The following is a 23,198-nucleotide window of genomic DNA, read 5'->3' on the forward strand; positions in this document are numbered from 1 at the left end:
TGTCATCCTCGCTTGGCGTCGCCCGCCACGAGCTTGCGGGCATAGGCGATGGCGGAGTTCATGTTGCCGTGATTGGCAATGCCCTTGCCGGCGATGTCGAAGGCCGTGCCGTGATCGACGGAGGTTCGGTCGATCGGCAGGTCCACCGATACGTTCACGGCGGTATCGAAGGCGACGAGTTTCACCGGGATGTGCCCCTGGTCGTGATACTGCGCGACCACGAGGTCGAAGGCGCCCGAATAGGCGCGGTGAAACACGGTGTCGGCGGAGATCGGCCCATAGGCGTCGATGCCTTCCGCCCGCGCCGCCGTAACGGCCGGCGCGATCTGGTCGTCGTCCTCGGTTCCGAACAGGCCGTTTTCGCCGCAATGGGGATTGATGCCGGCGACGGCGATTTTGGGTGCCGTATAACCGATGCGTTTCAGATGGGCGTCGCCGGCGCGGATCGTGGCGAGAACCCGTTCGGTCGTCGAGCGCCGGATCGCCTCCTGCAGCGCCACATGGGTCGAGACGTGGATGACCTTGAGGCGCTCGGAGGCAAGCAGCATATAGGCCGCCTCGGAGCCCGTCAGGCTGCGCAGCATCCCGGTGTGGCCGTCATAGTGATGACCGGCAAGGTTCAGCGCTTCCTTGTTGATGGGCGCGGTGACGATGCAGCCGATGATGCCGGCTTCAGCGTCGCGCACCGCCTTTTCGATGAAGCGGAAGGCGGCGTCGCCGGCGACAGGGCTCAACTGCCCCCAGGGAAGCGGTGCGCCCTCGATCGGCAGATCAACGACATGCCCGGTGAGATCGACCTCAAGTCCGAGAGCGGTCCGGGCCGCTTCGAGCGTGGCAAGATTGCCGTAAATCCGGACTGTGTCGCGCTCCTGCTGCGACATGTCGGCCAGCGCGCGCACCGAAATCTCGGGGCCGACGCCGCACGGGTCGCCCATGGTTATGCCGATGATGCTGCTCATGAAGGTCTCCGTTGGTCGGCGTGGTCCCAGCCAGGGGCCAGGCGAACATATTTGATGGCGCGCCGGTGGTAGGTGTAGGCGAGGTGCATGGTGCCGTCTGGCCCTTCGAGCAGCCACGGATAGGACATTTCCTTGTTGCGGCCGTCGGTGGAGTCATTGGAAAGGCAGGTGCCAGGGCCGTCTTCGATCAGCAGACGCACGGGAAAGGTCTTGCCACCATCCTTGGAGAGGCAGAGGGCGACCGGCGCCCGCCGGACGCCCCAGATCGGCACGCAGCCGCCCGTAGGGTCTGCGTCCGGGCGGCTGTCGTCCTCGCCGAGTTCATCATAGAGCGAGGCGCGCCGCTCGGCGGTGTCGGCCGCGCTGACGGGATTGCAGATCATCGCAATCCGGCCGTCATTGAGGCTAAGGGCGGCGATCGAGGAGTTGTTGTTCGGGACGTCGCTAGCCTCGGGCACGGACCAGGATCTGCCCTCATCGTGGCTCTCGGTCCTGTAGACCCAGTCGGCCTGCCGCCGACGGAAAAGAGCGGCAAGGCGACCATCGCCGAGCGACACCGGGGACATGTGCACACAGCCAACGGACTGATCCAGTTCCTCCAGCTGCCACGTCGCTCCCTGATCAAGCGAAATGCCGACGGCTGCCGTGTCGTGGCTTCCGTTCCACTTCTGGCCAGGGCGCTGGACGCAGCGGAAGATCGGCAGCAGCCACGCGCCGTCGCTGCGCACCACGAGGGGCGCGCGGATAAAGCAGCCACGAGGAAGGTTCAGATAGCGGTCTTTGCTGGTTGTCAGTGCCAACGGGTCGGAGGCATCACGGTGAACTTCAGCCATCCGGATCCGACACTCATCCTGATTGCCGGAGGGTTGGGAGGTGTGAAAGAGCCACAGCCTGCCGTCGGATGCGGTGAAGAGAACAGGGTTTTGTTCAGAATGCGCGGCATCGAAGCTCAGGCGCTGTGGCGGTCCCCATTGCGTCGCGTCCTTCGGTAGCACGGAAGCAAAGATGGAGATATCCGACTTGCCCTCGAGCGTGCCGCCGAACCAGGCGCAGGCGAGCGCACCGTCTGAGAGCAGATGCAGAAAGGCGGCATGGTTCTGGATCATCGGCGAAGGCAACAGCGCTTCCATGCGCCCGGGCGACGCGGTTTGAAGCTGGCCATTCATGCCGTGGGCGATTTCTTCAGGGTCCATGGGCTCCTCCTCTGTGCCTCGAAAATCGCCTAATTTTCAAAGTTGTCAAGTTTGATAAAGTTACAAATCTGCATAATTTCTCTTTTCGTCTTTATTAACATACTGATTTTATGTTTTTATTTTTCGTGACGGCTTCATAATAAAATTTACATCACGAATTAATTTGACAAACTTTGGTGAAAGGTGGATGGTCTGGGCAAGCCGGCAAGAGGATGCCGGGAGGAGGTCTTATGCCGGAAGCCAGCCCGCAGGGGGCTAAGATGGCGGTCATGTTCGCGGTCGGCGCAGCGATCCTTGCTGCCACCGACGCGGTGATCGTGCGGGCGCTGAACGGTGCCGTGCACCCCTTCGTCATTGGCTTCTTCCGCGCCTTCTTCGGTGCGGTCATCCTTCTGCCCTGGATTGCCCTGCGCCCATCGGTCTTGAGGTCGAGCCACCCCTTGCGTCAGCATGCGGTCCGTGCCGGCTTCAAGCTGCTCGCCATGGTCGCCTTTTTCGCTGCCTTCAGCTGGGGACCACTTGCCGACGTGACCGCCATCGCCTTCACCTCGCCGATCTTCCTTTTGCTCGGTGCCGCACTGGCGCTGGGCGAAAGGCCTGGTCCGGCCATGATCGGTGCGGTGGTGCTCGGTTTTGGCGGCGCGATGCTGATCATCGGCCCCTCGGGAACCGGTTTCAGTCTTGCGATCCTTCTCGCGCTGACGGGCGCGGTGCTGCAGTCGGCCATTCAACTGATCCTCAAGTCGATGTCCCGAGGCGACCCGACCTCTACGCTTGTCGTCTGGAACCTTCTTTTGACCGTGCCGATCGCGCTTCTCTTTGCTCTGCCGTTCTGGGCCATGCCCGGGGCAAAGGAGTTGTCCCTGCTGGCGCTCCAGGGCGTCGTCGGAACCGCCTGCATGGGCATGATGACGCATGCCTTCTCGCTCGCCCCCGCAACGATTGTCGCGCCGGTCGATTTCCTGCGCTTGCCACTGGTGGCGCTCGGCGGCTTTGCGCTCTTTGGCGAGACCATCGCCCTCACCACGCTGTGTGGCGGCGGACTCATCGGTTTTGCGGCGCTGATCGCCGCGCGATCCGGAAAAGCAACATCCGGCTGAACGAATTTCACTAGGGAGGAAATGCCGTGAAGAAACTATTGGTCTTGAGTGCACTCATGCTTGGGTCGGCCCTGTCGCCCGCTTTGGCGGGATCCGGACCGATCAAGATCGTGCTGGCCGAGGAAGCGGACCTGCTCGAGCCCTGCATGGCGACGCGCTCGAACATCGGTCGCGTCATCATGCAGAACGTCAGCGAAACGCTGACCGAGCTCGACGTCCGCGGCGACAAGGGCGTCATGCCGCGCCTGGCGGAAAAGTGGGAGCAGAATGCCGATGGCAGCTGGCGCTTCCATCTGCGCCAGGGCGTCAAGTTCTCCGACGGCACGACCTTCGATGCCAAGGACGTCAAGCACAGCTTCGATCGCATCATGAGCGACAAGAACGCCTGTGAATCGCGCCGTTACTTCGGTGGCATCACGGTAACGCCGACCGTCGTCGACGACTATACGATCGATTTCAAGGCCGATCCGGTTCAGCCGATCCTGCCGCTGCTGATGTCTCTCGTCACCATCGTGCCGGAGGAAACGCCGCTCGAATTCGTACGCGAGCCGGTCGGTACCGGTCCGTACAAGCTGACCAACTGGACGCCGGGCCAGCAGATCGTGCTCACCAGCCGTGACGACTACTGGGGCGCAAAGCCGGAAGTGACGGAAGCCACCTATCTGTTCCGCGCCGATCCGTCGGTGCGCGCAGCTATGGTGCAGACCGGCGAAGCCGACCTTTCGCCGTCGATCTCGCAGCTCGACGCCACGAACCCGGCAACGGACTTCTCCTACCTCGACAGTGAAACCGTCTACCTGCGCATCGATCACAACATCGAGCCGCTGAACGACGTTCGTGTCCGCCGCGCGCTCAACATCGCCATCGACCGCCAGGCCTTCCTCGGTACGCTGGTTCCCGAAAGCGCGCTGCTCGCCACCGCAATCGTGCCGCCGCCGACGCTCGGCTGGAACCCCGACGTCAAGGTCTTCCCCTATGATCCGGAAGGCGCCAAGAAGTTGATCGAGGAAGCCAAGGCCGATGGCGTGAAGGTCGATACGCCGATCACCATCATCGCCCGTTCGGCCAACTTCCCGAACGTGACCGAGATCATGGAGGCCATTCAGGCGCAGCTTCAGGAAGTCGGCCTCAAGGTCGACCTGAAGTTCGTCGAAGTTGCTGAGCACGAGCAGTACTATTCGAAGCCCTTCAAGGAAGGCCGCGGCCCGCAGATTGTCGCTGCCATGCACGACAATTCCAAGGGCGATCCGTCGTTCTCGATGTTCTTCAAATACGCGACCGACGGCACGCAGTCCGGCTTCTCCGATCCGAAGGTCGATGACCTGATCAAGCGTGCATCGGCTGCCGTCGGCGAAGAGCGGGCCAAGCTCTGGTCGGAGCTGATCGCCTATCTGCACGACGACGTCGTTGCCGACGTCCTGCTCTTCCACATGGTAGGCTTCTCCCGTGTTTCCGAGCGGCTCGATTTCAAGCCGACGATGGCGACAAACGGGACGCTGCAGCTCTCGGAGATCAAGATCAAGTAATCTGCCCTGGCGAACGATCGGTTCGCCAGTCACAACAGCAATCAAGGCGGTGGGATGATCCCGCCGCCGGATTTCTTCGAGGGCGCCATGCTGAAATTCGTTCGAAAACGCGCCGTGGCCAGTCTGATCTCGCTCGTCGGGCTGCTCGTCATGGTCTTCTTCCTGTCGCGGTTGACGGGTGATCCGGCCGCCTTGTTCCTGCCGGTCGAGGCCTCCGCAGAGATGAAGGCGCAGTTTCGCGAGCTGCATGGCTTGAACGATCCCATGCTGGTTCAGTTCGCTCGCTATGTCGGCGACGTCGTCACCGGCGATTTCGGCGAGTCCCTGCGCAAGGCCCGCCCTGCCTTGGATGTCGTGCTCGAGGCCTTCACCTGGACGCTCTGGCTCGCCGTCATCACCATGACGCTGGTGGCCGGTGCCGCAATTATCGTCGGCTCGCTCGCCGCTTTCCGCGCCGGCGGTTTCTTCGACCGGCTCTCCTCGCTGATCTCGCTGGTGGGCGCCTCCGTTCCCGATTTCTGGATCGCCATCGTCGCGATCGTCGTCTTTTCGGTAAACCTCGCCTGGCTGCCGACTTCGGGCACGGGGTCGTTGCTACATTGGATCCTGCCGATCTCGGTTCTGTTCATCCGGCCTTTCGGCATCATCGTACAGGTGGTGCGCGGCTCGATGATCGGGGCGCTTTCTTCGGCCTATGTGAAGACGGCGCGCGCCAAGGGCGTCAAATCCGGGCCGATCATCTTCGTGCATGCGTTGCGTAACGCCATGCTGCCAGTCATCACCGTCATCGGCGACCAGGCCGCGAGCCTTCTGAACGGCGCGGTGATCGTCGAAACCATCTTCGGGTTTCCGGGCGTCGGCAAGCTGATGATCGATTCCATTCTGCAGCGCGATTTCAACGTCGTGCTCGCCGCCATCCTCGTCACGGCGCTGGCGATCTTCCTCATGAACCTGCTGATCGATTTGGCCTACGCGCTGCTCGATCCGCGCATCCGGCACTGAGGAGGCGACCATGACCCTGCAGACCGCCGATACCGTCATCGCCGAAGAACCGGGCTTTGCGACCCGCATGTTCCGCATGCTGCTTGCCGACAAGTTCGCGCTTTGCGCTGCGATCTTCCTGCTTTTCGTGCTCATCCTCGCAATCATCGGGCCGACCTGGCTCGGCGATCTCGCGACCAAGCAGAACCTTCGAGGCCGCAACGCCGTACCCTTCGACTGGGAGCGGGGCTGGGTCTGGTGGATGGGTGCCGATGCCCTCGGGCGGCCGTTGCTTGCCCGCATCATCGTCGCCACCCAGAACACGCTGATGGTGGCCGCCGGTGCCGTCGCGCTTTCGGCAACCGTCGGCACCTTCCTCGGTCTTGTCGCCGGCTTCTCCTCGCCGCGCGTCAATCAGATCATCATGCGGCTCGCGGACGTCATCATGTCCTTCCCGTCGCTGCTGATTGCCGTCATCGTACTTTATATTCTGGGCTCGTCGGTCCTGAACCTCATGCTGGTGCTGGCGATCACCCGCATCCCGGTCTACCTGCGAACCACACGCGCCGAAGTGCTGGAGATTCGCGAGCGCATGTTCGTGCAGGCGGCCCGCGTGATGGGCGCATCGAACAAGCGCATCCTTTTCCGCCACATCCTGCCGGTGGTGCTGCCGACGCTGACGACGCTTGCGACGCTCGACTTTGCCTATGTGATGCTGGCCGAAAGCGCGCTCTCGTTCCTCGGTATTGGCATCCAGCCGCCGGAAATCACCTGGGGCCTGATGATCTCACAGGGGCGCCAGTACCTCACCAACGCATGGTGGCTTTCGTTCTGGCCGGGCCTTGCGATCATTCTTACCACCATGTCGCTGAACCTCTTGTCGAACTGGCTGCGCATCGCGCTCGATCCGGTGCAGCGCTGGCGTCTCGAAATGAAAGGTCGCAAGAATGGCTGACCATCTCCTCGAAGTCCGCGACCTGTCGGTCGAGTTCCACACCGCAGTCGGCGTTGTGAAAGCGGTTCGCAACATCTCCTACCATCTCGACCGTGGCGAGACGCTCGCAATCCTTGGCGAGAGCGGCTCCGGCAAGTCGGTTTCCTCCTCGGCGATCATGAACCTGATCGACATGCCGCCGGGGCGTATCAGTTCGGGCGAGATATTGCTGGACGGTGTCGACCTGTTGACGATGCCGTCGCAGGAAAGGCGCAAGGTCAACGGACGCCGTATCGCGATGATCTTCCAGGACCCGCTGAGCCATCTCAACCCGGTCTATACCGTGGGCTGGCAGATCCGCGAGGCGCTGACCACCCACGGAACGGATGCGACGAAAGCCGCGTCCGAGGCGTTGCGGCTGTTGACCCGGGTTGGTATCCCCGACCCCGAGCGCTCGCTGGACAAGTACCCGCACGAATTCTCCGGCGGCCAGCGCCAACGCGTCATGATCGCCATGGCGCTGGCGCTCCGCCCGGACCTCCTGATCGCCGATGAGCCGACGACGGCGCTCGACGTCACCGTGCAGGCCGAGGTGCTCGCCCTGCTCGAGGAGTTGCAGCGGGAGACCGGGATGGCGGTCCTCATCATCACCCACGACCTCGGTGTGGTCGCCGAGATCGCCGATCGCGTGGTGGTGATGGAAAAAGGCGTTCTGGTCGAGGCCGGCACCGTGCGCGAGGTCTACAAGAACCCGCAGCATCCCTATACGAAGAAGCTGATTGCCGCCGCCCCCGGCAAGGGCGAGATGCATGCGCCGGCTGTCCGCGCCGAGCCCGTTCTCTCGGTCCGCGACGTGCGCAAGCGTTATGGCTCCTTCGAGGCGCTGAAGGGCCTGTCCTTCGATCTCATGCCCGGCGAGACCATGGCCGTCGTCGGTGAAAGCGGCTCGGGCAAGTCGACGCTGGCGCGTATCCTGCTGCGTCTCGACGAGCCGGATAGCGGCAGTGCATTGTGGAAGGGCCGTGATCTTTTCACCATGTCGCCAGCCGAGCTCTACAAGCTGCGCCGCGACCTGCAGATGGTGTTCCAGGACCCGACGCAGTCGCTCAATCCGCGCATGACCGTCTACCAGCTCATTTCCGAGGCCTGGGTCATCCATCCGGATATCCTGCCCAAGGCGAAGTGGCGCGAGCGCGTGGCCGAACTTCTGGTGCAGGTCGGTCTCGGCCCGGAGCACATGGGCCGCTACCCGCATCAGTTCTCCGGCGGCCAGCGCCAACGTATCGCCATCGCCCGCGCGCTTGCGCTCGAGCCGCAGCTCATCATTTGCGACGAGGCTGTCTCGGCGCTTGACGTTTCGGTGCAGGCGCAGGTGATCGCGCTGCTCGACCGGCTGCGCAAGGAAATGGGCATCGCCTTCATCTTCATCGCCCATGACCTGCCGGTCGTGCGCGACTTCGCCGACCACGTCATGGTCATGCAGAAGGGCAACATCGTCGAGCTCGGCACGGTGCGCGAGGTGTTCGACGCGCCGCAGCAAGACTATACGCGTGCGTTGCTCGCCGCCGGCCTCGACCCCGATCCCGACGTCCAGGCCGCCCATCGCGCCGCCCGTCTTCAGCGCGCGTCCTGAGGCGCGCCCATTCAAAGGAATACCCGCATGACCAAGCAAGCCTTCGTTGCCCTCGTGACCTGTTTCAACGAGGACGAGACCATCAACTACCAGGCGACACGCGCCCAGGTTCGCCGCCAGGTCGCGGCCGGCAATAACATCATGTGTGCCGGAACCAACGGTGACTTCACCGCGCTCACGTTTGAGGAGAAGGTGCGCCTCACCGAGGAAGTCGTCGACGAGGTCGGCGGCCGTGTCAAGGTGATCGTCAATGCCGGCATGCCGGCAACCTTCGAGACAGTGAAGCTTGCCCGCGAATTCGACCGGATCGGCGTCGACGGGATCGCCGTCATCACACCGTTCTTCATCGCCTGCACGCAGGATGGCCTGGTCCGCCACTTCTCGACCGTGGCCGACGCCGTGAAGACGCCGGTCTACCTCTACGACATTCCGGCCCGCACGCAGAACCACATAGAGCCTGAAACAGCGCGCACGCTCGCCGGCCACGGCAACATTGCCGGCATCAAGGATTCAGGCGGCGCGAAGGAGACGCTGGAGGCTTATCTGCAGGTTGCCAAGGAATTCGACGGTTTCGAGGTTTATTCCGGCCCTGACCACCTCGTGCTCTGGGCGCTGCAAAACGGTGCGGCCGGCTGCATTTCGGGCCTCGGCAACGCCATGCCGCACGTGCTTGCGGGCATCCTGAACGCCTTCAATGCAGGCGAGATCGGTGAATCCGAAAAGCAGCAGGCGATATTCGCCGCCTTCCGCACCGACCTCTACGCCCTGGGCTTCGCTCCGGCCATGGTCAAGCGCGCACTGTTTCTGCAGGACGCCTCTGTCGGCGCCAGCCGCCAGCCGGCCCTGCTTCCGAACGCAGAGCAGGACGCGCAGATCGCAGCGATCCTTCGCAAATACGAGCTCCTGGGGTGACGCCTTTCGGCGGCCACATGGGCCGCCGGATCGGCGATCGCAGACTCTTTATATAAGGGCTACTGCAGAAGCTGGTTGAACAGCTTTCCCAGGGTACCGCCTTCCTCCTGCGGCTGCTCCGTTTCAGCGGCTGGTTGCTGGTCGGGCTGCTGGGCCTCCCCTGCCGGCTGTTCGGCGGGCACCTCGGGCGTCACGGCTTGCTCTTCAGCCGGCGGAGCGGGCGGCGTTTCGCTGCCCTCTGCCGCCTTGCCGCCGATGATCTCTTCGATGGAGAGTTGGTCCCCGCCCTCTTTCTGCGGCTTGCCGATCGCGCCACCAATGATGTCGCGGATCGTTCCGGCCTTCCCGCCGCCGGAGAGAAGCTCGTCGAGCTTCAGCTTGCCCGTGGGCAGACCGAGCTTCTTCAGCGCCGAAAGTGCAGCGTCCGGGTTCTTCAGCAGGCCTGACAGATCGGGATAGATGCGGGGGGCGGCGAAGGAGCCCTCGATCATCACGGGCACGCCGATGCCTTCGGTTGCGATGTCGGCGCCCTGGCCCTCGAGCGATGCGACGACGCGCGGATCCAGGCGGAAGTTCAGCTGGTCGTCCGGAAGGTTTGCCTCACCGCTGCCGCTCATGCGCACCAGCGGACCGACGAGCTTGATATCTTCGGTTCGCGCGACGCCGTTCTCGATGGCAAAGGATGCGCCGAGTTCGGTAAAGCCCGTCGCCTTGTTCTCGTTCTGCTTGAAGCCGGACGACATGAGGCCGACGAGGTTGTTGTAGACGTCGGCGACGTCGATGCCGCGGATCGCCCCGTCGGAGAAGCGGACGTTTGCCGAGCCCTGAAGCGCGCGCTTGAGCGCGCCGGTCGTTGCGCCAGCCCCCGCGATGTCGAATTGGGCCTGGAGTGCGCCTTCGAGATGCTTGAAGTTCGCGAGGTCGATCAACAGCGGGGCGGCCGAGGCGCCGGCGATCGAGGCCTTGAGAGCGATCGAAGCTTGCTCTCCGGTGCCGTCCGCCTTCAGACTTGCGGCCATCCGGCCGCCATAGAACGGGCTTTCGGGAAGGTCGAGGCTCGCCACACCCTCGGAGATCACCAGGGTCGTAGCCACCGGTCCCGCAAAAACGCGTCCATAGCCGAGCCTTTCCGCATCGACCTTGATGGAGGCATCGATCGTGCGAAGTGACGACAGGTCCAGCGGCGCGTCTTTGGGTTCGGGGCTGCTTGCCTTGCCCTTTGCTTGCGGCGCGGCGGGGCGGGCGCCGGCAAGTCGCGCCAGGTCCAGTTCGGCGAAATGAAGCGCGCCGGAAATCTTGAGCGGAGTGCCGAGTGCTACGGAACCGTTGCCGCTCCCTTCGACCCCATTGACGGAAAGGCTGGCTTTTTGAAACGAAACGCCGGTGGGGGCCGCATTGACCTCGCCCTTGAAGGCGAATTGCTCGATGCTGTCGCCGCCGCCCTGGCCCACCCAGGCAAGAAGGGCGCGCAGATCCGCCACCGCCAGGTTCGCCTTTCCGGCATAGCTGCCGCCGAGTGCCGCCTTGCCGTCGAGCGAGAGTGTCGCTTCCGGCGTGCGCAGATCGAGCTTCAAGGGCAGTTCATCCGGAACCGAGCCCGAGAGCAGGTCGCGCACCGGCAGCCGCAAGTCGGCATCGACCGCCTTCCCACGCCAGACCAAGTTGCCGGAAAAGAGCACGGGCTTGGTAAGATCGTCGATCTTGACCGCCAGCTTCTTGATCTTCACCTGGCTCATCGACGGATCGTTGACGCCGGGTACCATGAAGATCGCATCGCGCAAGCTTGCGGTGCCGCTCAGGTTGGCGGACTTTCTAAACGCATCTCCGCCAAGGCCGCGGAACGCAAAACCGCTATCCACCGCAAGCGTGCCGGACAGTGGAACCGACAGGCCGGCAAGGCCCGCGAGCTTGGAGATGTCGAGCCCTTTGCTCGTCACGCGGCCCTTGAACGTCGGCTCGTTCTTGCGGACGTCGGCGGAGATCTCGGCCGAAATGCCGCCGGCGTCGATGCCGAGATGTTCAAGCCGTGTCGTCAGCAGCCCATCCTTAAGGGCCGCCGTCAGCGTCACATCGGAGGCGGAAATATCGTTGACGGTAAGAGCACCCACGGTGACGCTGACATCGGCATCGAATCCGGTAAGTGCCTGCAAGCCAGCCGAGGTCGACTGCTTTTGAGACGTCCCTGCGCTGGATTGCGACGATCCCGAGCTGCTGGTTCCGGCAAAGGCACTGAAATTCAGTCGATCGGCGTTGAGGTCGGCCATGAACCGCGGGCGGTCGCCGGGAATGAACAGCGCATCGAGATTGAGCTCCTCGTCCCCGACATGCAGTTTGCCACCACGGATCTGGTAGCTGCCGTTGCTGTTGAGCGCCACTTGTCCGCTTGCCTTGAGCTGGGTCAGGCCGGGTGCAAGCGCCGGGTCGGTCTCCACCGAGAGGCTGAGGTCGGCCGGCTTACGCTCGAGGAGTGGGCGGAGCGGAGTGACGGAAAGTGCGATTTTATAGTGCCGGTCGTCGAGCCGGGCGCCGGCCGACAGCGATAGTTCTCCGTCGATGTCTGGGGCCTGTAGCGTAAGGTCGAGATCGCTGACGACCTCGGTCGCCCCGGCTGCATCCTCTTGTCTCAGCGTGCCCTCGCTGATCGAAATCGTATCGATGGCGCTTCGTTCGAGGAAGGCGACAAGGGCTGCGAGCGGATCGTTCGGCTTGGCCTCGCCATTGTCACCGGCGCTGCCGCCGGCTTCTGCCGTCGATGCGGTTTCCGACTTCGGCCGTATCACCACGAGCGGCCGGATGAGCCGGACTTCCCTGATGTGCAAACGGTCGGCCCAGAGCGAGGACAGCGTCACCGAACCTGCGACTTCGCCGATCTCGGCGGTCACGCCATCGCTTTCGGCGTCGAGCGAAACGTCCTCGGCCACAACAGCCAGATGCGGGATGACGGAGAGCCGGACGGGGCCTTTCAGCGCGATCGAACTGCCCGTTGCACTCGAGAGCTGACGGCTGAGTTCGGCACGCATCCAGTCGCTGGAAACGAAGCTCGGCAGGACAATAAGAGAGACGACCGCGAGAACCCCGAGCGCCAGCAGGCCGAGAAAGAAACGCTGCATGTGCCTCTCCGTTGCGAAAGCGATTGATTCGGTATCGTTTTCCACGCAGACGTGTTTTGCAACTCCTGCGCTGCAATCAACCGGAAGCCGCGGCACTCCTCGCATCCGCCGTGAGGTCCGGCGTCGCCGCGCTTGCCATCGTCGCCACCTGTGTTTTTGGGCGATGGACGAGCGTGACCAGCACGAAGGACAGGATCATCAGCAGGTACCAGGCGCCGAGCTTCTGGAGAGAAACCAGGGTCCAGCCATTGTGCTGGGAGGGGTAGATCCAGGCGCGCGACCAAGTGCCGATGTTTTCGGCAAACCAGATGAACAGGGCGACCAGCAGGAACCCGACAAGCAGCGGCATGCGATGGCGAAACCGGAAGACGCGGTAGTGCACCGTCGTGCGCAGAAAAAGGGCCGCCGTGATCGCGAACAGACCATAGCGCAGGTCGATGATGAAATGGTGCGTAAAGAAATTGGCATAGATCGCCAAGGCGAGCAGCACTGTCGCCCAGAGCGGCGGATAGCCGGTATAGCGCATGTCGAGGATGCGGGTCACGCGCGCCAGATAGGAGCCGACGGCGGCATACATGAAACCCGAGAACAGGGGAACGCCGCCGATGCGCAAGATGCTTGGCTCCGGGTAGATCCATGACCCGACCGACGTCTTGAAGATCTCCATCACCGTGCCGACGATGTGGAAGATCAGGATGACCTTGGCTTCCGCAAGGGTCTCTAGCTTGAAAACGATCAGGGAAATCTGGATGGCCAACGCCGCGAGGAAAAGGAAATCATAGCGGGCGAAGCCGATCTCCTGCGGCCAGAACAATTTCGTGGCAAGAATGAGGGCAAGCATGGCGCCGCCGAAAAGGCAGGCGAAGGCCTGCTTGATGCCGAACACCAGGAATTCCGTCAGGCCGCCGAGGAGGCCGCTCGCCGGAAGGCGGTCGAGCAGGCGATGTGCAGCAGCTTCGATACGGGCTTCCCGGCTCGTGAAACGCCTATCGTCCGACATTAGAGCCACGCGTATAGCCTCCGCTTCACCACTGGCGACGCGAATGCCGGGACAATGCGGTTGAAATAAGGATGGACGACAACTGCCGGCTAGGCGAAATCTGCGGCCATGCCGTTTCGTGACGTGGTCCACCCGATGGTTTTCAGTAGCCCTCGCGGGTTAGGCGCGCATCAGCGTGGGAAGGAGTAACGCTCGACGATCGACCAGATTTCCCGGTTGACCTCCTGTAGCTGCTCGATGACTTCGTTGATCCGAGTGATTTCCGCTTCGTTAATCTGTTCGATCTTGCCGTACTTGATCGTGTCCTTGCTGTCGAAGATCGCCATCAGCTGCGTGCTTGCCTGGTCGCCGTTCTCGTCGAAGGAATAGATACAGTGGCTGTACTTGTTGCGAAGCTTCGCCTGCCGACCGAGCTGCTGGGTCAGCGCGAGGATTTCCTGCCGCTGGTTCGGCGGCGTCTTGTTTGTCTTGGCCAATCGCTCGACGAGCTCGATCCGCGCCCGTGTCGTGTTCAGCGTCAGGAAGATGATGATCGCGGTTTCCTTGTCCACACGCGCAAGACCGGCGATCAGATAGATGAGCAGGCTTTCCGTGTTGGTCCAGGTGTAGTTGAGCTGTCCGATCAGAAGAAGAATGTCATGAAATCTTGCCATGGGCCCCTGCCAAAACTTGCTTTCCAAGAACCATTCCGTTCCAGAATAGCGCATTCCCGTTGTCAGTAAATTGTTCCAACAAGACTATCCGGCGCACGCATTCAGTGCCGGAAATTATGCATGCAATGATGCCGTTTAAAAGAAAATTCTAATAGATAATACCTTGGGCGGACCGCATTTCGAGCCCGGGCTACCCCGCCAAGGTTAGCCCGAACTGACAACTTACAATGCGGGTCGGTTTTCGACAGACTTCTTTCCGCAACCGGCGAGCAGAACGTGTTCAGGCCTATTGAGGGCTAGTACTGCAGCGAATGGGACAATGCCCTTTTTCAGCACCTGACCAGCTCCTCTCGACCAAGTGGGAGGGAGAGCAGCTCAAATTTTGTTGATTGCACATTATGACATACAGGCGCTTGAGCGCCTCGGAGGATCCAAAACTTCATCAAAATCCAACCGTAGCCCGCGATGGCCCAAATCCGCGTAAGAGAAGAATGCGGTTCGGCTATGGCGGCCTCAACTTGAGGTCATCGTTATGAGTAAGGACAAGAACATTCTGTTCCCATGGGACCCGAGCCAGGACCAGAGCCAGGACCAGGACCAGGGACAAGGGCAGGGACAAGGCCAGCTCCAGGCTGAACTCCAGGGTCAGCTCCAGGGGCAGGGACAAGGCCAGGGACAAGGTCAGGGCCAGGATCAGGGCCAGGGGCAAGGACAGGATCAGTCGCAGCACAGCGAATCCTACAATGGCAACCTGAACGGCAACGGCAACGGCAACCTGAACGGCAACGGTAATGGCAATGCCAACGGTAACGCCAATGGCAACGGCAATGCCAATCTTAACGGTAACGGCAACTTCAATGCCAACGGCAACCTGAACGCCAACCACAACGAAAACACGTCGAACACCCATGTCGACGTCGACAGCAAGACCAACGTCGACGTGAAGGTCAATCTCGACCTCGATGGCTACAAGCCGTCCGACGACGACTTCAACGACATCGACCATTCCAAGATCGACGGCATGGCGAGCACGAGCTTCAAGGACATCTTGAACGACTCGCTCAACGGCAACAACAACGTTGCCAACGTCTTCAGCCAGAACGCCATCATGTCGGACGACGACAAGGCTGAAAACATCCACAACAGCGGTACGCTGAACCAGAACGGCAGCGCCTGGGGTGGCACGGCCAAGTCCGGCGACGGCATCCAGTCCGGCGCAGACGGTGGCGCAGGCGGAAGCAAGGCCTATGCCGATGGTGGCGACGGCGGCGATGGCGGTCACACGATCGGTGGCTTTGCTGCCGGCGGCAAGGGTGACGGCGGTCATTCCGACAACGACGGCGACGCAACCGGCGGGCATGGCCTTGGCGGTATTGCAGCCAGCGTTGGCGTCGGCGCCGATGGCTCCAGCGGTGACGCAAATGGCGGTGCCGCCGCTGGTGGTGCCGGTGGTGCCGGTGCTGCTGGTCTCGGTGTTGGCCTCGGCCTCGGTGTTGGCCTTGGGGTCGGCGCAGCAGGCGGCGGTGACGGTGGCGACAGCTCAGGCGGCGCGGGCGGTCAGTCCGGTAACGTCCAGAGCGGAGATGGTGACGGTGGTGACGGCGGTGCAGCTGGTAACGGCGGAGATGCTGGTGGGTTCATCCTGCCGATCCTGAACTTTGCTGGCGACGGCGGCGACGGCGGTGCTGGCGGCGATGGCAACAGTGTTGCGCTCGGCCGGACCGGCAGCGCGGACGGCGGCGATTCAGGCGATGCCGGTGCCGGCGGCAATGCGCTCGGCGCGGGCTTCGGGGCTGGCGGCGGCTACGGCGCAGGCGTCGGCTACGGTGGTGACGGCGGTTACGGCGGCGCTGCCGACGCGAGCGGCGGAACGACCGGCGACGGCTATGGCGGCGACGGAACCGGTGGCGCAGCGACCGGTGGTCATGGCTTTGGCGGCCTCGCTCTCACGGGTTCGTGGGCCGGCGGCGGCGACGGTGGTGCTGCCTATGGTGGCGACGCCTGGGGCGGTGACGGTGGTGCTGGCGGCAACGGCGGCTTCGCGACCAACGGCGATGGTGGCACGGGCGGCAATGCCGGCATGTGGGGCTCGTACAATGGCGGCGACTCTGTGGTCGAAGGCATCTCCCAGGCGACGGCAGATGCGTCGATCGACACCAATGCCTTCAACCAGCAGATTGTGCTTGGCGCGAACCTGCAAGGCAACACGATCGACATGACAGTCGTCGGTGGCGACTACCATGCTGACGTAATTGGTCACGACGACAACTCCTGATCGTCAGGTGCCGCGGCCGGTTCTACGGTTCGCAATCGGCTTCGAACAGGGCTGCGCGGGTACCCGCGCAGCCCATCATGACCCGATACGCTAAGGGGCACTACCGGCTACAAAAAGGGGCCCTGACCATGTACTCCGCGAAAATCTCCGAAACCATCGCCCATTTCATCGGTCTTTTCCAACTCTCGACCGAAGATGCTCGCGTACGCGAAGCACACGAGAAATTCGACCCGGCGCGCGAAGTTCACAAGGATCCAAAGGACATCGAGGTCGCGCCCGTCAAGGCGCAGGCTCCCTACGATCTCGACGACTTCAATCCTGACGTTCCCCACCGTCCGCTCGACACGGACATCTATGGGCCCGTTCCGAGTGGATATGCCGGTTTGCCTTTTCCGGAGTACCCGCTCACGGAAGGCGTGATTGGTAGCAGCAACCCTGAAGGTGTCCTGCAGACGTGGTCCTTCAAGGCGTCCTATGCCGCCACCCCGCACATCATCAATCCTCCGGGCTCGGTCGTGGTCTACAGCCAGCAGACTGTCGAGCTCTCCGACAACGATTTCGTCGACATGGGCGGGCACGGATTGAAATCCGGCCTGCATATCGACGACAGCGCGACGATGGCCCAACTCATCGATGCCGCGCAGCAGGTTTCGCCACTCGGCTCCGTGGACGTTGCCGGTTCCGGCCCAACGATCGCAAGCCTGGTTACGACGACCGCCGCGACGCTTGATGCCTATTCTCCTGACGATACGGGACAGGTGGACGGACTGTCCGCCAGCCAATTCGTCGCCAAGGGCGACACGCTGGAAGGCATCTATGTCAACGGTGAACTGGTTGAGACGGCGCCGGTCCTCAAGGATCATCTGCCGAACCCCGACGAACCCTCGAGCACGCCCGACCAGCCTGAACTGACCAACGGCCCGAAGGAGGCCAGCGGTGCCGTCGCGCACGGCGGAGGTACCGTTCCGATCGCGGCCTCGGTCGAGCTGGATGCCGGCAGCAACACGCTGGTCAACGAGGTCGTCATTACAGGAAACTGGCTGCAATCGAACGTCCTTGCGGTCGCGGGCGATCACGTCCAGCTCAACGCCATCATCCAGACCAACGTCTATTCCGACAATGACGCTGTGGGCGCTACGCTCACCGGTGGGGGCCTGGGCGCGGAGAAGGCGACCGAGGCGTTCAACATCGCGTCGTTCAAGCATGTCGAACCGACGCATACCGCGCAGAACGAGACGAATGTCTTTCCCAAGGCCTGGGCCATCACCGAGATCAAGGGCGACCTGATGATGGTGAATTGGCATCAGCAATTCACCTTCATGTCCGACAACGACACGGCCATCCTTGCGGCCTCCGGGTCCAAGCTCTCGATCATCGCCGGCGACAACACCGCTGCCAACCAACTCTCGCTGTTGGAGTTGGGATACCGCTACGATCTGGTCTTCGTCGGTGGAAACGTCTTTGACGCCAACATCATCCAGCAGACCAACATCCTGCTCGACAACGATTTCATAGGGGTCGTCGGCGGCTTCCAGATGAGCGGTCACGGATCCGTCTCGACGGGCGGCAACCTCCTTTGGAACTATGCCAGCATCGTTGAGGCCGGTGGCGCGGGTCCGGTAAGCCCGATGCCGGAAAGTTATCTTTCGGCCCTGCAGGACCTTTCGGAAGGCAAGAATCCGTCGTCGAAGGACTTCATGCACGATGCCGCCTTCGCCGGACTGATGGGTCTGAGAGTACTCTATATTTCCGGTGACCTGCTCAGCCTCAACTACATTCAGCAGACCAATATTCTGGGCGACAGCGACCAGGTGACGCTGGCGATGAACGCGCTGGCGGCGCGTCCGGATGCGGACTGGACCATCTCGACTGGCAAGAACGCCCTGATGAACTATGCCGGCATCGTCGATGTGGACACCGGCAAGACCATCTATGCCGGTGGCGGCATCTATTCTGACGAGGTGCTGGTCCAGGCCGAGCTGATCAAGAACGAGCCATTCCTCGGAGGGCAGGATCCGAATGCGCTGGCGTGCGAGGCGGTCGTCTTCCTTGGAGATGGCATGCTGAGCCCGGATACCGGCCATCAGACACAGGACCACGCATCGCCGAACCCGGCTATGCATACGATAGACACGGCCAGCGTCGATCCCATGCACAGCATGGTCGCCTGAACGGGCGCGGGAGGATTTCATGACCGACCGCACCGACCCGTCGCGGCAAGACGTTACCGAAGTCGGAAATTCACCTTCTGCGGACGCCGATGGGAAGCCCCGGCAGGCCGGATGGTCGGATGCGCAAACCGTTCAGCAGCGGTTCCTTCGCAGACTTGACCATCAGGAAGACATTCTGGACCGAGCTGTCAAGGAGATCGACGGGGTGGCAGATCAACTACGCAGAGCAGCGACCGACGGCGCCAGCGAAAATCAGAGGTCGGCAAATCCCGGCGCGGCACCCCTTCCAGGCCCGGGGGCAAAGGCTGCAGGCCCCACGCCTCCGGCCGCCAGCACAACTCCGCCGCCGACGAACATAGCGCCCCGGCCAATCAACCTGATGCCGACGACGAATGCTGCGCCCCCAGCAGCCAATGCCGCGCAGGCTGGCAACCCCGCACAGCGCGCGTGGCCCCCGAGGGTCGAAACCCCGGCAAAGGTAGAAACGCTCTCGGCGCTGCGCGATCGCATGTCGGCGGAACAGCGGCCGCCACAGGAGCAGCGCAAGCCCGAACCCCGCTTCGAGAAGCCGGTCGTCTGGCCGACGGCCGAAATAAAGGACAGGAACACACCGTCCGGCATGGTCGTGATCGATGGTGACCGCGGGCCGATCAAGGCAGAGCCGCGTCCAGCCGCCAAGGACGGCGGGACTTCGAACGGTAGCGGGGGCAATGGTAATGGTGGTGGCGGTGGCGGTGCTGGTGGCGCGGGCGTCTTTCACAAACGTCTTGGAGCTGTAGATTTCACCGCGAGCCTGAAGGCGGGCCTCAAGGCGATCAGACAGAACCTGATGATCGTCATGGTTTTCACGATCGCCACCAACGTGCTCGTGCTTGCGATACCGGTCTATCTGTTCCAGATCTCGGACCGGGTGCTGACCAGCCGGTCGATCGACACGCTGGTGATGCTGACGGCCCTGATCGTCGGAGCAGTTGTGCTGCAGACGATCTTTGACGGCATCCGTCGCATGATCCTGATGCGCACGGCGGTGGAGGTCGCCGCCCAGCTCGGCGCGCCGATCCTGAGCGCTGCCGCACGAGCGGCCCTGCACAGCAACGGGCGTGAATATCAAACACTTGGCGATCTGCAGCAACTTCGCGCCTTCCTGGTATCGGGCACGCTGCTTTCCTTTCTCGACGCGCCGATCGCTCCGTTCTTCGTCCTGGCGGTGTTCCTCATCCATCCGCATCTCGGCGCGATCGTCATCACTTCGGCCTTTCTTCTGCTGATCGTGACCCTCTTGAACCAGCGGGCGACCGCCGCGGGCTTCGGGGAGGCGACCAACTACCAGACCAAGGCGAACCTTCACCTCGATTCGATGTCACGCAACTCGCAGATCATCAATGCGCTGGCGATGATCCCCGAAGCCGTACACATCTGGGGCAAGGACATGGCCGGCTCGCTGAAGGCACAGGTTCTGGCGCAGGACCGCAACATCGCCTTCGCATCGCTTTCCAAGGCGGTGCGGCTGCTTACCCAGGTGACGATGCTCGGCTGGGGCGCGAACCTGGCGCTGCACGGTCACCTGACCGGGGGCATGGTGATCTCGGCTTCGATCATCGCCGGCCGCGCGCTCGGCCCGATCGAGGCGGCAATCGAAGGCTGGCACCAGGTGATCCAGGCACGCGCCGCCTACGGCCGCATCTCCGCGCTGCTGCATACGTCGCCGCTCAATTTCGAACGGTTGAAGCTGCCGCGCCCTGAAGGACGCCTCGACGTCGAGCGGCTGCTCTTCGTTCCGCAGGGCACCAAGCGCGTCGTGCTGAACGGGATCACTTTCGCACTGGAACCGGGTGACTCGCTTGCCGTCATCGGCAGTTCAGGCGCGGGCAAGACGACGCTTGGCAAGATGCTCGTCGGCTCCATCCTGCCAACGTCGGGCGCCGTCCGTCTCGACCTCATGGACTTGAGGAACTGGGACCAGCGCCAGTTCGGCGAGAGCATTGGTTATCTGCCGCAGGACGTCCAACTCTTCCCGGGAACGATCAAGGCGAACATCGCTCGCATGCGCGAGGATGCCACCGATGCGGAGATCTATGCCGCTGCCAAGCTCGCCGACGTGCACGACATGATCGCCATGCTGCCGCACGGATACGAAACCGTCGTCGCGGCCGACGGCTCGCCGTTGTCGGGCGGCCAGAAGCAGCGCGTCGCGCTTGCTCGTGCCTTCTTCGGCAATCCGCGCATGGTTGTGCTCGACGAGCCGAATTCCAATCTGGACACATCCGGCGAAACGGCGCTCACCCGCGCGCTGACACATGCAAAGCGGGAGAAGATCACGGTCATCACCATCACGCAGCGCCCAGCGCTTCTCAACAGCGTCGACAAGGTGCTGCTCCTGGTCAACGGCACGGTGGCCCTCTTCGGCCATCGGCAGGATGTTCTCAAGGCGCTGGCTTCCCGCGGGGTGAACACCGAAGGCAACCCACTCGACCAGCCCCAACTTCCGTAGGCGAACATGACGGACGCAGCCAAAGTACAGGAACTGACATGGTACGCGGAGGTTCCGCGATCCATCTGGCAACACACGTTGATCGGCTTTGTGCTGATCGGTGTCACATTCGGCGGTTTTGGTGCCTGGGCTGTTACCGCACCGTTGGCTGCGGCGATCATCGCCCAGGGAAGTTTCGTCGCGACGGGCCAGAACAAGGTGATCCAGCATTTCGAAGGCGGGATCATCAAGGAAATCCTGGTCAGTGAGGGCGACCACGTCACCGCAGACCAGCCGTTGATCCGCCTGGACGAGACAGCGGCACAGGCGAACGAACGCCAGTTCTTCCTGCGGCGGGCACGGTTGGAGGCGATTGTTGCTCGACTGAACGCACAGGCCCACGGTCTCAAGGAGATCGCGCTGCCGGAGGCGATCACGGAGCATCTGAAGGATGACCCGGAGATCCGCCCGATCGTGCAAAGCCAGCAGCTAAATTTCCAGACCTGGAGAAGCAAGCTCGACAGCGATATTGGTCTGTTGAAGCGCAACATCGAGAGCCTGGAGTTTCGCTCCGAAGGTTTTCAGGAGCAGCTGAAGGCGGTCCGCGAGCAGCGCGCCCTTCTCGACGAAGAATATGCCGGCAAGAAAGTGCTGCTGGCAAAAGACCTGATCCGCAAGACGGAGATCAAGACCATCCAGCGTGCGATCGCCGATGCCGAAGGTCAGATCGGCAGGCTGATGTCCGAAGTCTCGGAAACGGGTGCACAGATCCTGAAGCAGGAGCAACAGGTCAACCAGACGGAAGAGAGCTACAAAGAGGCGGCGCTCGACGAGTTGCAGAAAGCTGAAGCCGAACTGGACACCGTGCGCGAGCAGTTGCGCGGGGCGACCAACGTGCTGCGCCGCGCCACGATCAATGCACCGGTGACCGGCACGGTCATCCGGATGCACTACCACACGTCAGGCGGCGTCATCGAAAGCGGCAAGCCGATCATGGAAATCCTGCCGGCCGATGTGCCCCTCATCATCGAGGCGCAGGTCCTGCGCACCGAGATCGACAACATCAAGGTCGGCGAGAAGGCAACCGTACGCCTGACGGCGCTTAACCAGCGCACGACGCCGGTGCTGAACGGCCAGGTTTTCTACCTGTCCGCCGATGCGTTACCCGTGCAGACGCAGGATGGTACGCGCGAGGTTTACCTCGCCCGCGTCAGCCTGCCGGCAAGTGAGCTCGCAAGGGTCCATAACTTCGCCGTGACGCCGGGCATGCCGGCTGAAATCCTCATCCAGACGGCGGAGCGGACCTTCTTCGATTATCTCACGAAGCCGATCCGCGACAGCATGGCTCGCGCTTTCATGGAAAACTAAGCAAGGCCCCTCGAACGCCGTTCGGGGAGCCGTGCCCTTGCCTGGCATCGCCCAGATGACGACGCGGCAGAGAGAGAAGGTTACGTACTTCTCCCCAGCCCTCAGTTCGCGGCGAAGCAATAGAACAGGCCTTCGCCGCCCGTACCCTTGAAGGCTTCCACGGTGCATCCGCCTCGCGTCGCGTGCGACGAGTTCCAGGATTTCGCTTCGGCGGAATCGTTCAGGCCCGTGCGGTCGCTGTGGCCGACGATCGCCGCGCCGTCGGCGCCGCCCATCGTCCAGTTGCCGCAGGTATCCGGTGCGGCGGTGCCATCCGCCTTTGAGCCGGTCAGGATGTCATGGCGGTTGGGGGTGTCGCCGCGACCGTTGATGATCTCGCCCTTCTCGTTGAGCGCGGTCTGTTTGGTGAGGTTGTTCTTGTCGCTGTGCAGGGAAGCGACGTCGTCGGCGATCTTCTCGCCCTTGGCGTTGTACCATGGCCCCTTGCCGATCCTGTCCTTTGCATTTTCGCTATCGGTGGACAGGTAGGCCTTCCAGGTCTTGCCGGTCGATCCGGCCGTCTTTGCCAAGGCGTCGCAATAGGCGTCGGCGCCTGCGAGCCCGCCGAGATCGCCGCCCTTTCCCGGGTTCACGCTGGTGACGAAGAAACTCATGCTGGTGTCCTGAGCATGGGCCGCTCCGGAGCAGGCCAGGACGAATGCGAGGGCTGCAAGTCCGCTTTTCATTGGTCTCTCTCCCGTCTGGTTTCGGGCAGAAGCCTAATGGTCGCGCTTGGTGGAGTAAAATCGAAATGGCGTGATGAACGAGGGGGATTGGTGCGGGGTCTGGCATCGTGTTGCGCGGGGCGCATGGCTGGCTTGCGAAATCCCGTCTACGACTTCGGCGCGATCCCTGTATATTCAAATCATCGAAG

At 62.6% G+C, this 23,198-nt stretch carries 16 protein-coding genes; 10 read left to right on the plus strand and 6 right to left on the minus strand.

From position 1 onward, the window contains the following. Positions 1–2: 2 nt before the first annotated feature. Both pdxA and LAC81_RS28715 read right to left on the minus strand, forming a co-directional pair. Positions 3–959 (minus strand): 4-hydroxythreonine-4-phosphate dehydrogenase PdxA, encoded by a 957-nt coding sequence (gene pdxA / locus LAC81_RS28710; RefSeq protein WP_223728078.1) that lies wholly within the window; start codon positions 957–959, stop codon positions 3–5. Next, positions 956–2,152: a sialidase family protein gene (locus LAC81_RS28715; protein ID WP_223728079.1), complete on the minus strand. Its 1,197-nt coding sequence runs from the start codon at positions 2,150–2,152 to the stop codon at positions 956–958. The genes pdxA and LAC81_RS28715 overlap by 4 nt, the downstream gene beginning before the upstream one ends. Positions 2,153–2,382: 230 nt before the next feature. Here LAC81_RS28715 and LAC81_RS28720 point away from each other — a divergent pair, with 230 nt between their 5' ends. From LAC81_RS28720 to LAC81_RS28745, 6 genes are all read left to right on the plus strand, one after another. Beyond that, positions 2,383–3,252 (plus strand): DMT family transporter, encoded by an 870-nt coding sequence (locus tag LAC81_RS28720; protein ID WP_223728080.1) that lies wholly within the window; start codon positions 2,383–2,385, stop codon positions 3,250–3,252. A gap of 56 nt (positions 3,253–3,308) precedes the next feature. After that, complete coding sequence (locus tag LAC81_RS28725; RefSeq protein WP_419195913.1) at positions 3,309–4,778, plus strand: ABC transporter substrate-binding protein; 1,470 nt, start codon at positions 3,309–3,311, stop codon at positions 4,776–4,778. 87 nt (positions 4,779–4,865) lie between these two features. Beyond that, on the plus strand, positions 4,866–5,780 hold the full coding sequence (locus LAC81_RS28730) for an ABC transporter permease (protein WP_223730347.1): 915 nt from the start codon (positions 4,866–4,868) through the stop codon (positions 5,778–5,780). Between the two features lie 10 nt (positions 5,781–5,790). After that, on the plus strand, positions 5,791–6,714 hold the full coding sequence (locus tag LAC81_RS28735; protein ID WP_113539844.1) for an ABC transporter permease: 924 nt from the start codon (positions 5,791–5,793) through the stop codon (positions 6,712–6,714). After that, positions 6,707–8,326 (plus strand): ABC transporter ATP-binding protein, encoded by a 1,620-nt coding sequence (locus LAC81_RS28740; RefSeq protein ID WP_223728082.1) that lies wholly within the window; start codon positions 6,707–6,709, stop codon positions 8,324–8,326. Before LAC81_RS28735 ends, LAC81_RS28740 begins: the two co-directional genes overlap by 8 nt. Positions 8,327–8,353: 27 nt before the next feature. Further along, positions 8,354–9,238: a dihydrodipicolinate synthase family protein gene (locus tag LAC81_RS28745; RefSeq protein ID WP_223728083.1), complete on the plus strand. Its 885-nt coding sequence runs from the start codon at positions 8,354–8,356 to the stop codon at positions 9,236–9,238. A 59-nt stretch (positions 9,239–9,297) separates the two neighbouring features. On the opposite strand, the gene LAC81_RS28750 is transcribed toward LAC81_RS28745, so the two are convergent. The 3 genes from LAC81_RS28750 to LAC81_RS28760 form a co-directional block, all read right to left on the minus strand. Further along, a complete protein-coding gene (locus LAC81_RS28750; RefSeq protein WP_223728084.1) occupies positions 9,298–12,348 on the minus strand; it encodes an AsmA family protein in 3,051 nt (1,016 codons plus the stop codon). Positions 12,349–12,424: 76 nt separating this feature from the next. After that, positions 12,425–13,348 carry a DUF817 domain-containing protein gene (locus LAC81_RS28755; RefSeq protein ID WP_223728085.1) on the minus strand — a complete coding sequence of 308 codons (924 nt, stop codon included), beginning with the start codon at positions 13,346–13,348 and terminating at the stop codon, positions 12,425–12,427. A 170-nt stretch (positions 13,349–13,518) separates the two neighbouring features. Further along, positions 13,519–14,001 carry a hypothetical protein gene (locus LAC81_RS28760; RefSeq protein ID WP_223728086.1) on the minus strand — a complete coding sequence of 161 codons (483 nt, stop codon included), beginning with the start codon at positions 13,999–14,001 and terminating at the stop codon, positions 13,519–13,521. 532 nt (positions 14,002–14,533) lie between these two features. Between LAC81_RS28760 and LAC81_RS28765 the strand changes: the two genes are divergently transcribed. The 4 genes from LAC81_RS28765 (at position 14,534) to LAC81_RS28780 (ending at position 22,285) form a co-directional block, all read left to right on the plus strand. Then, positions 14,534–16,276, plus strand: a complete 1,743-nt coding sequence (locus LAC81_RS28765; protein WP_223728087.1) for a hypothetical protein — start codon at positions 14,534–14,536, stop codon at positions 16,274–16,276. A gap of 128 nt (positions 16,277–16,404) precedes the next feature. Continuing rightward, positions 16,405–18,447 (plus strand): type I secretion protein, encoded by a 2,043-nt coding sequence (locus LAC81_RS28770; protein WP_223728088.1) that lies wholly within the window; start codon positions 16,405–16,407, stop codon positions 18,445–18,447. A gap of 379 nt (positions 18,448–18,826) precedes the next feature. Then, positions 18,827–20,938, plus strand: a complete 2,112-nt coding sequence (locus LAC81_RS28775; protein WP_419196233.1) for a type I secretion system permease/ATPase — start codon at positions 18,827–18,829, stop codon at positions 20,936–20,938. 6 nt (positions 20,939–20,944) lie between these two features. After that, on the plus strand, positions 20,945–22,285 hold the full coding sequence (locus LAC81_RS28780; protein WP_223728090.1) for an HlyD family type I secretion periplasmic adaptor subunit: 1,341 nt from the start codon (positions 20,945–20,947) through the stop codon (positions 22,283–22,285). Positions 22,286–22,386: 101 nt separating this feature from the next. On the opposite strand, the gene LAC81_RS28785 is transcribed toward LAC81_RS28780, so the two are convergent. Further along, a complete protein-coding gene (locus LAC81_RS28785; RefSeq protein ID WP_223728091.1) occupies positions 22,387–23,010 on the minus strand; it encodes a hypothetical protein in 624 nt (207 codons plus the stop codon). Positions 23,011–23,198: the final 188 nt, after the last annotated feature.

Source organism: Ensifer adhaerens (genome assembly GCF_020035535.1).
Lineage (GTDB): Bacteria > Pseudomonadota > Alphaproteobacteria > Rhizobiales > Rhizobiaceae > Ensifer.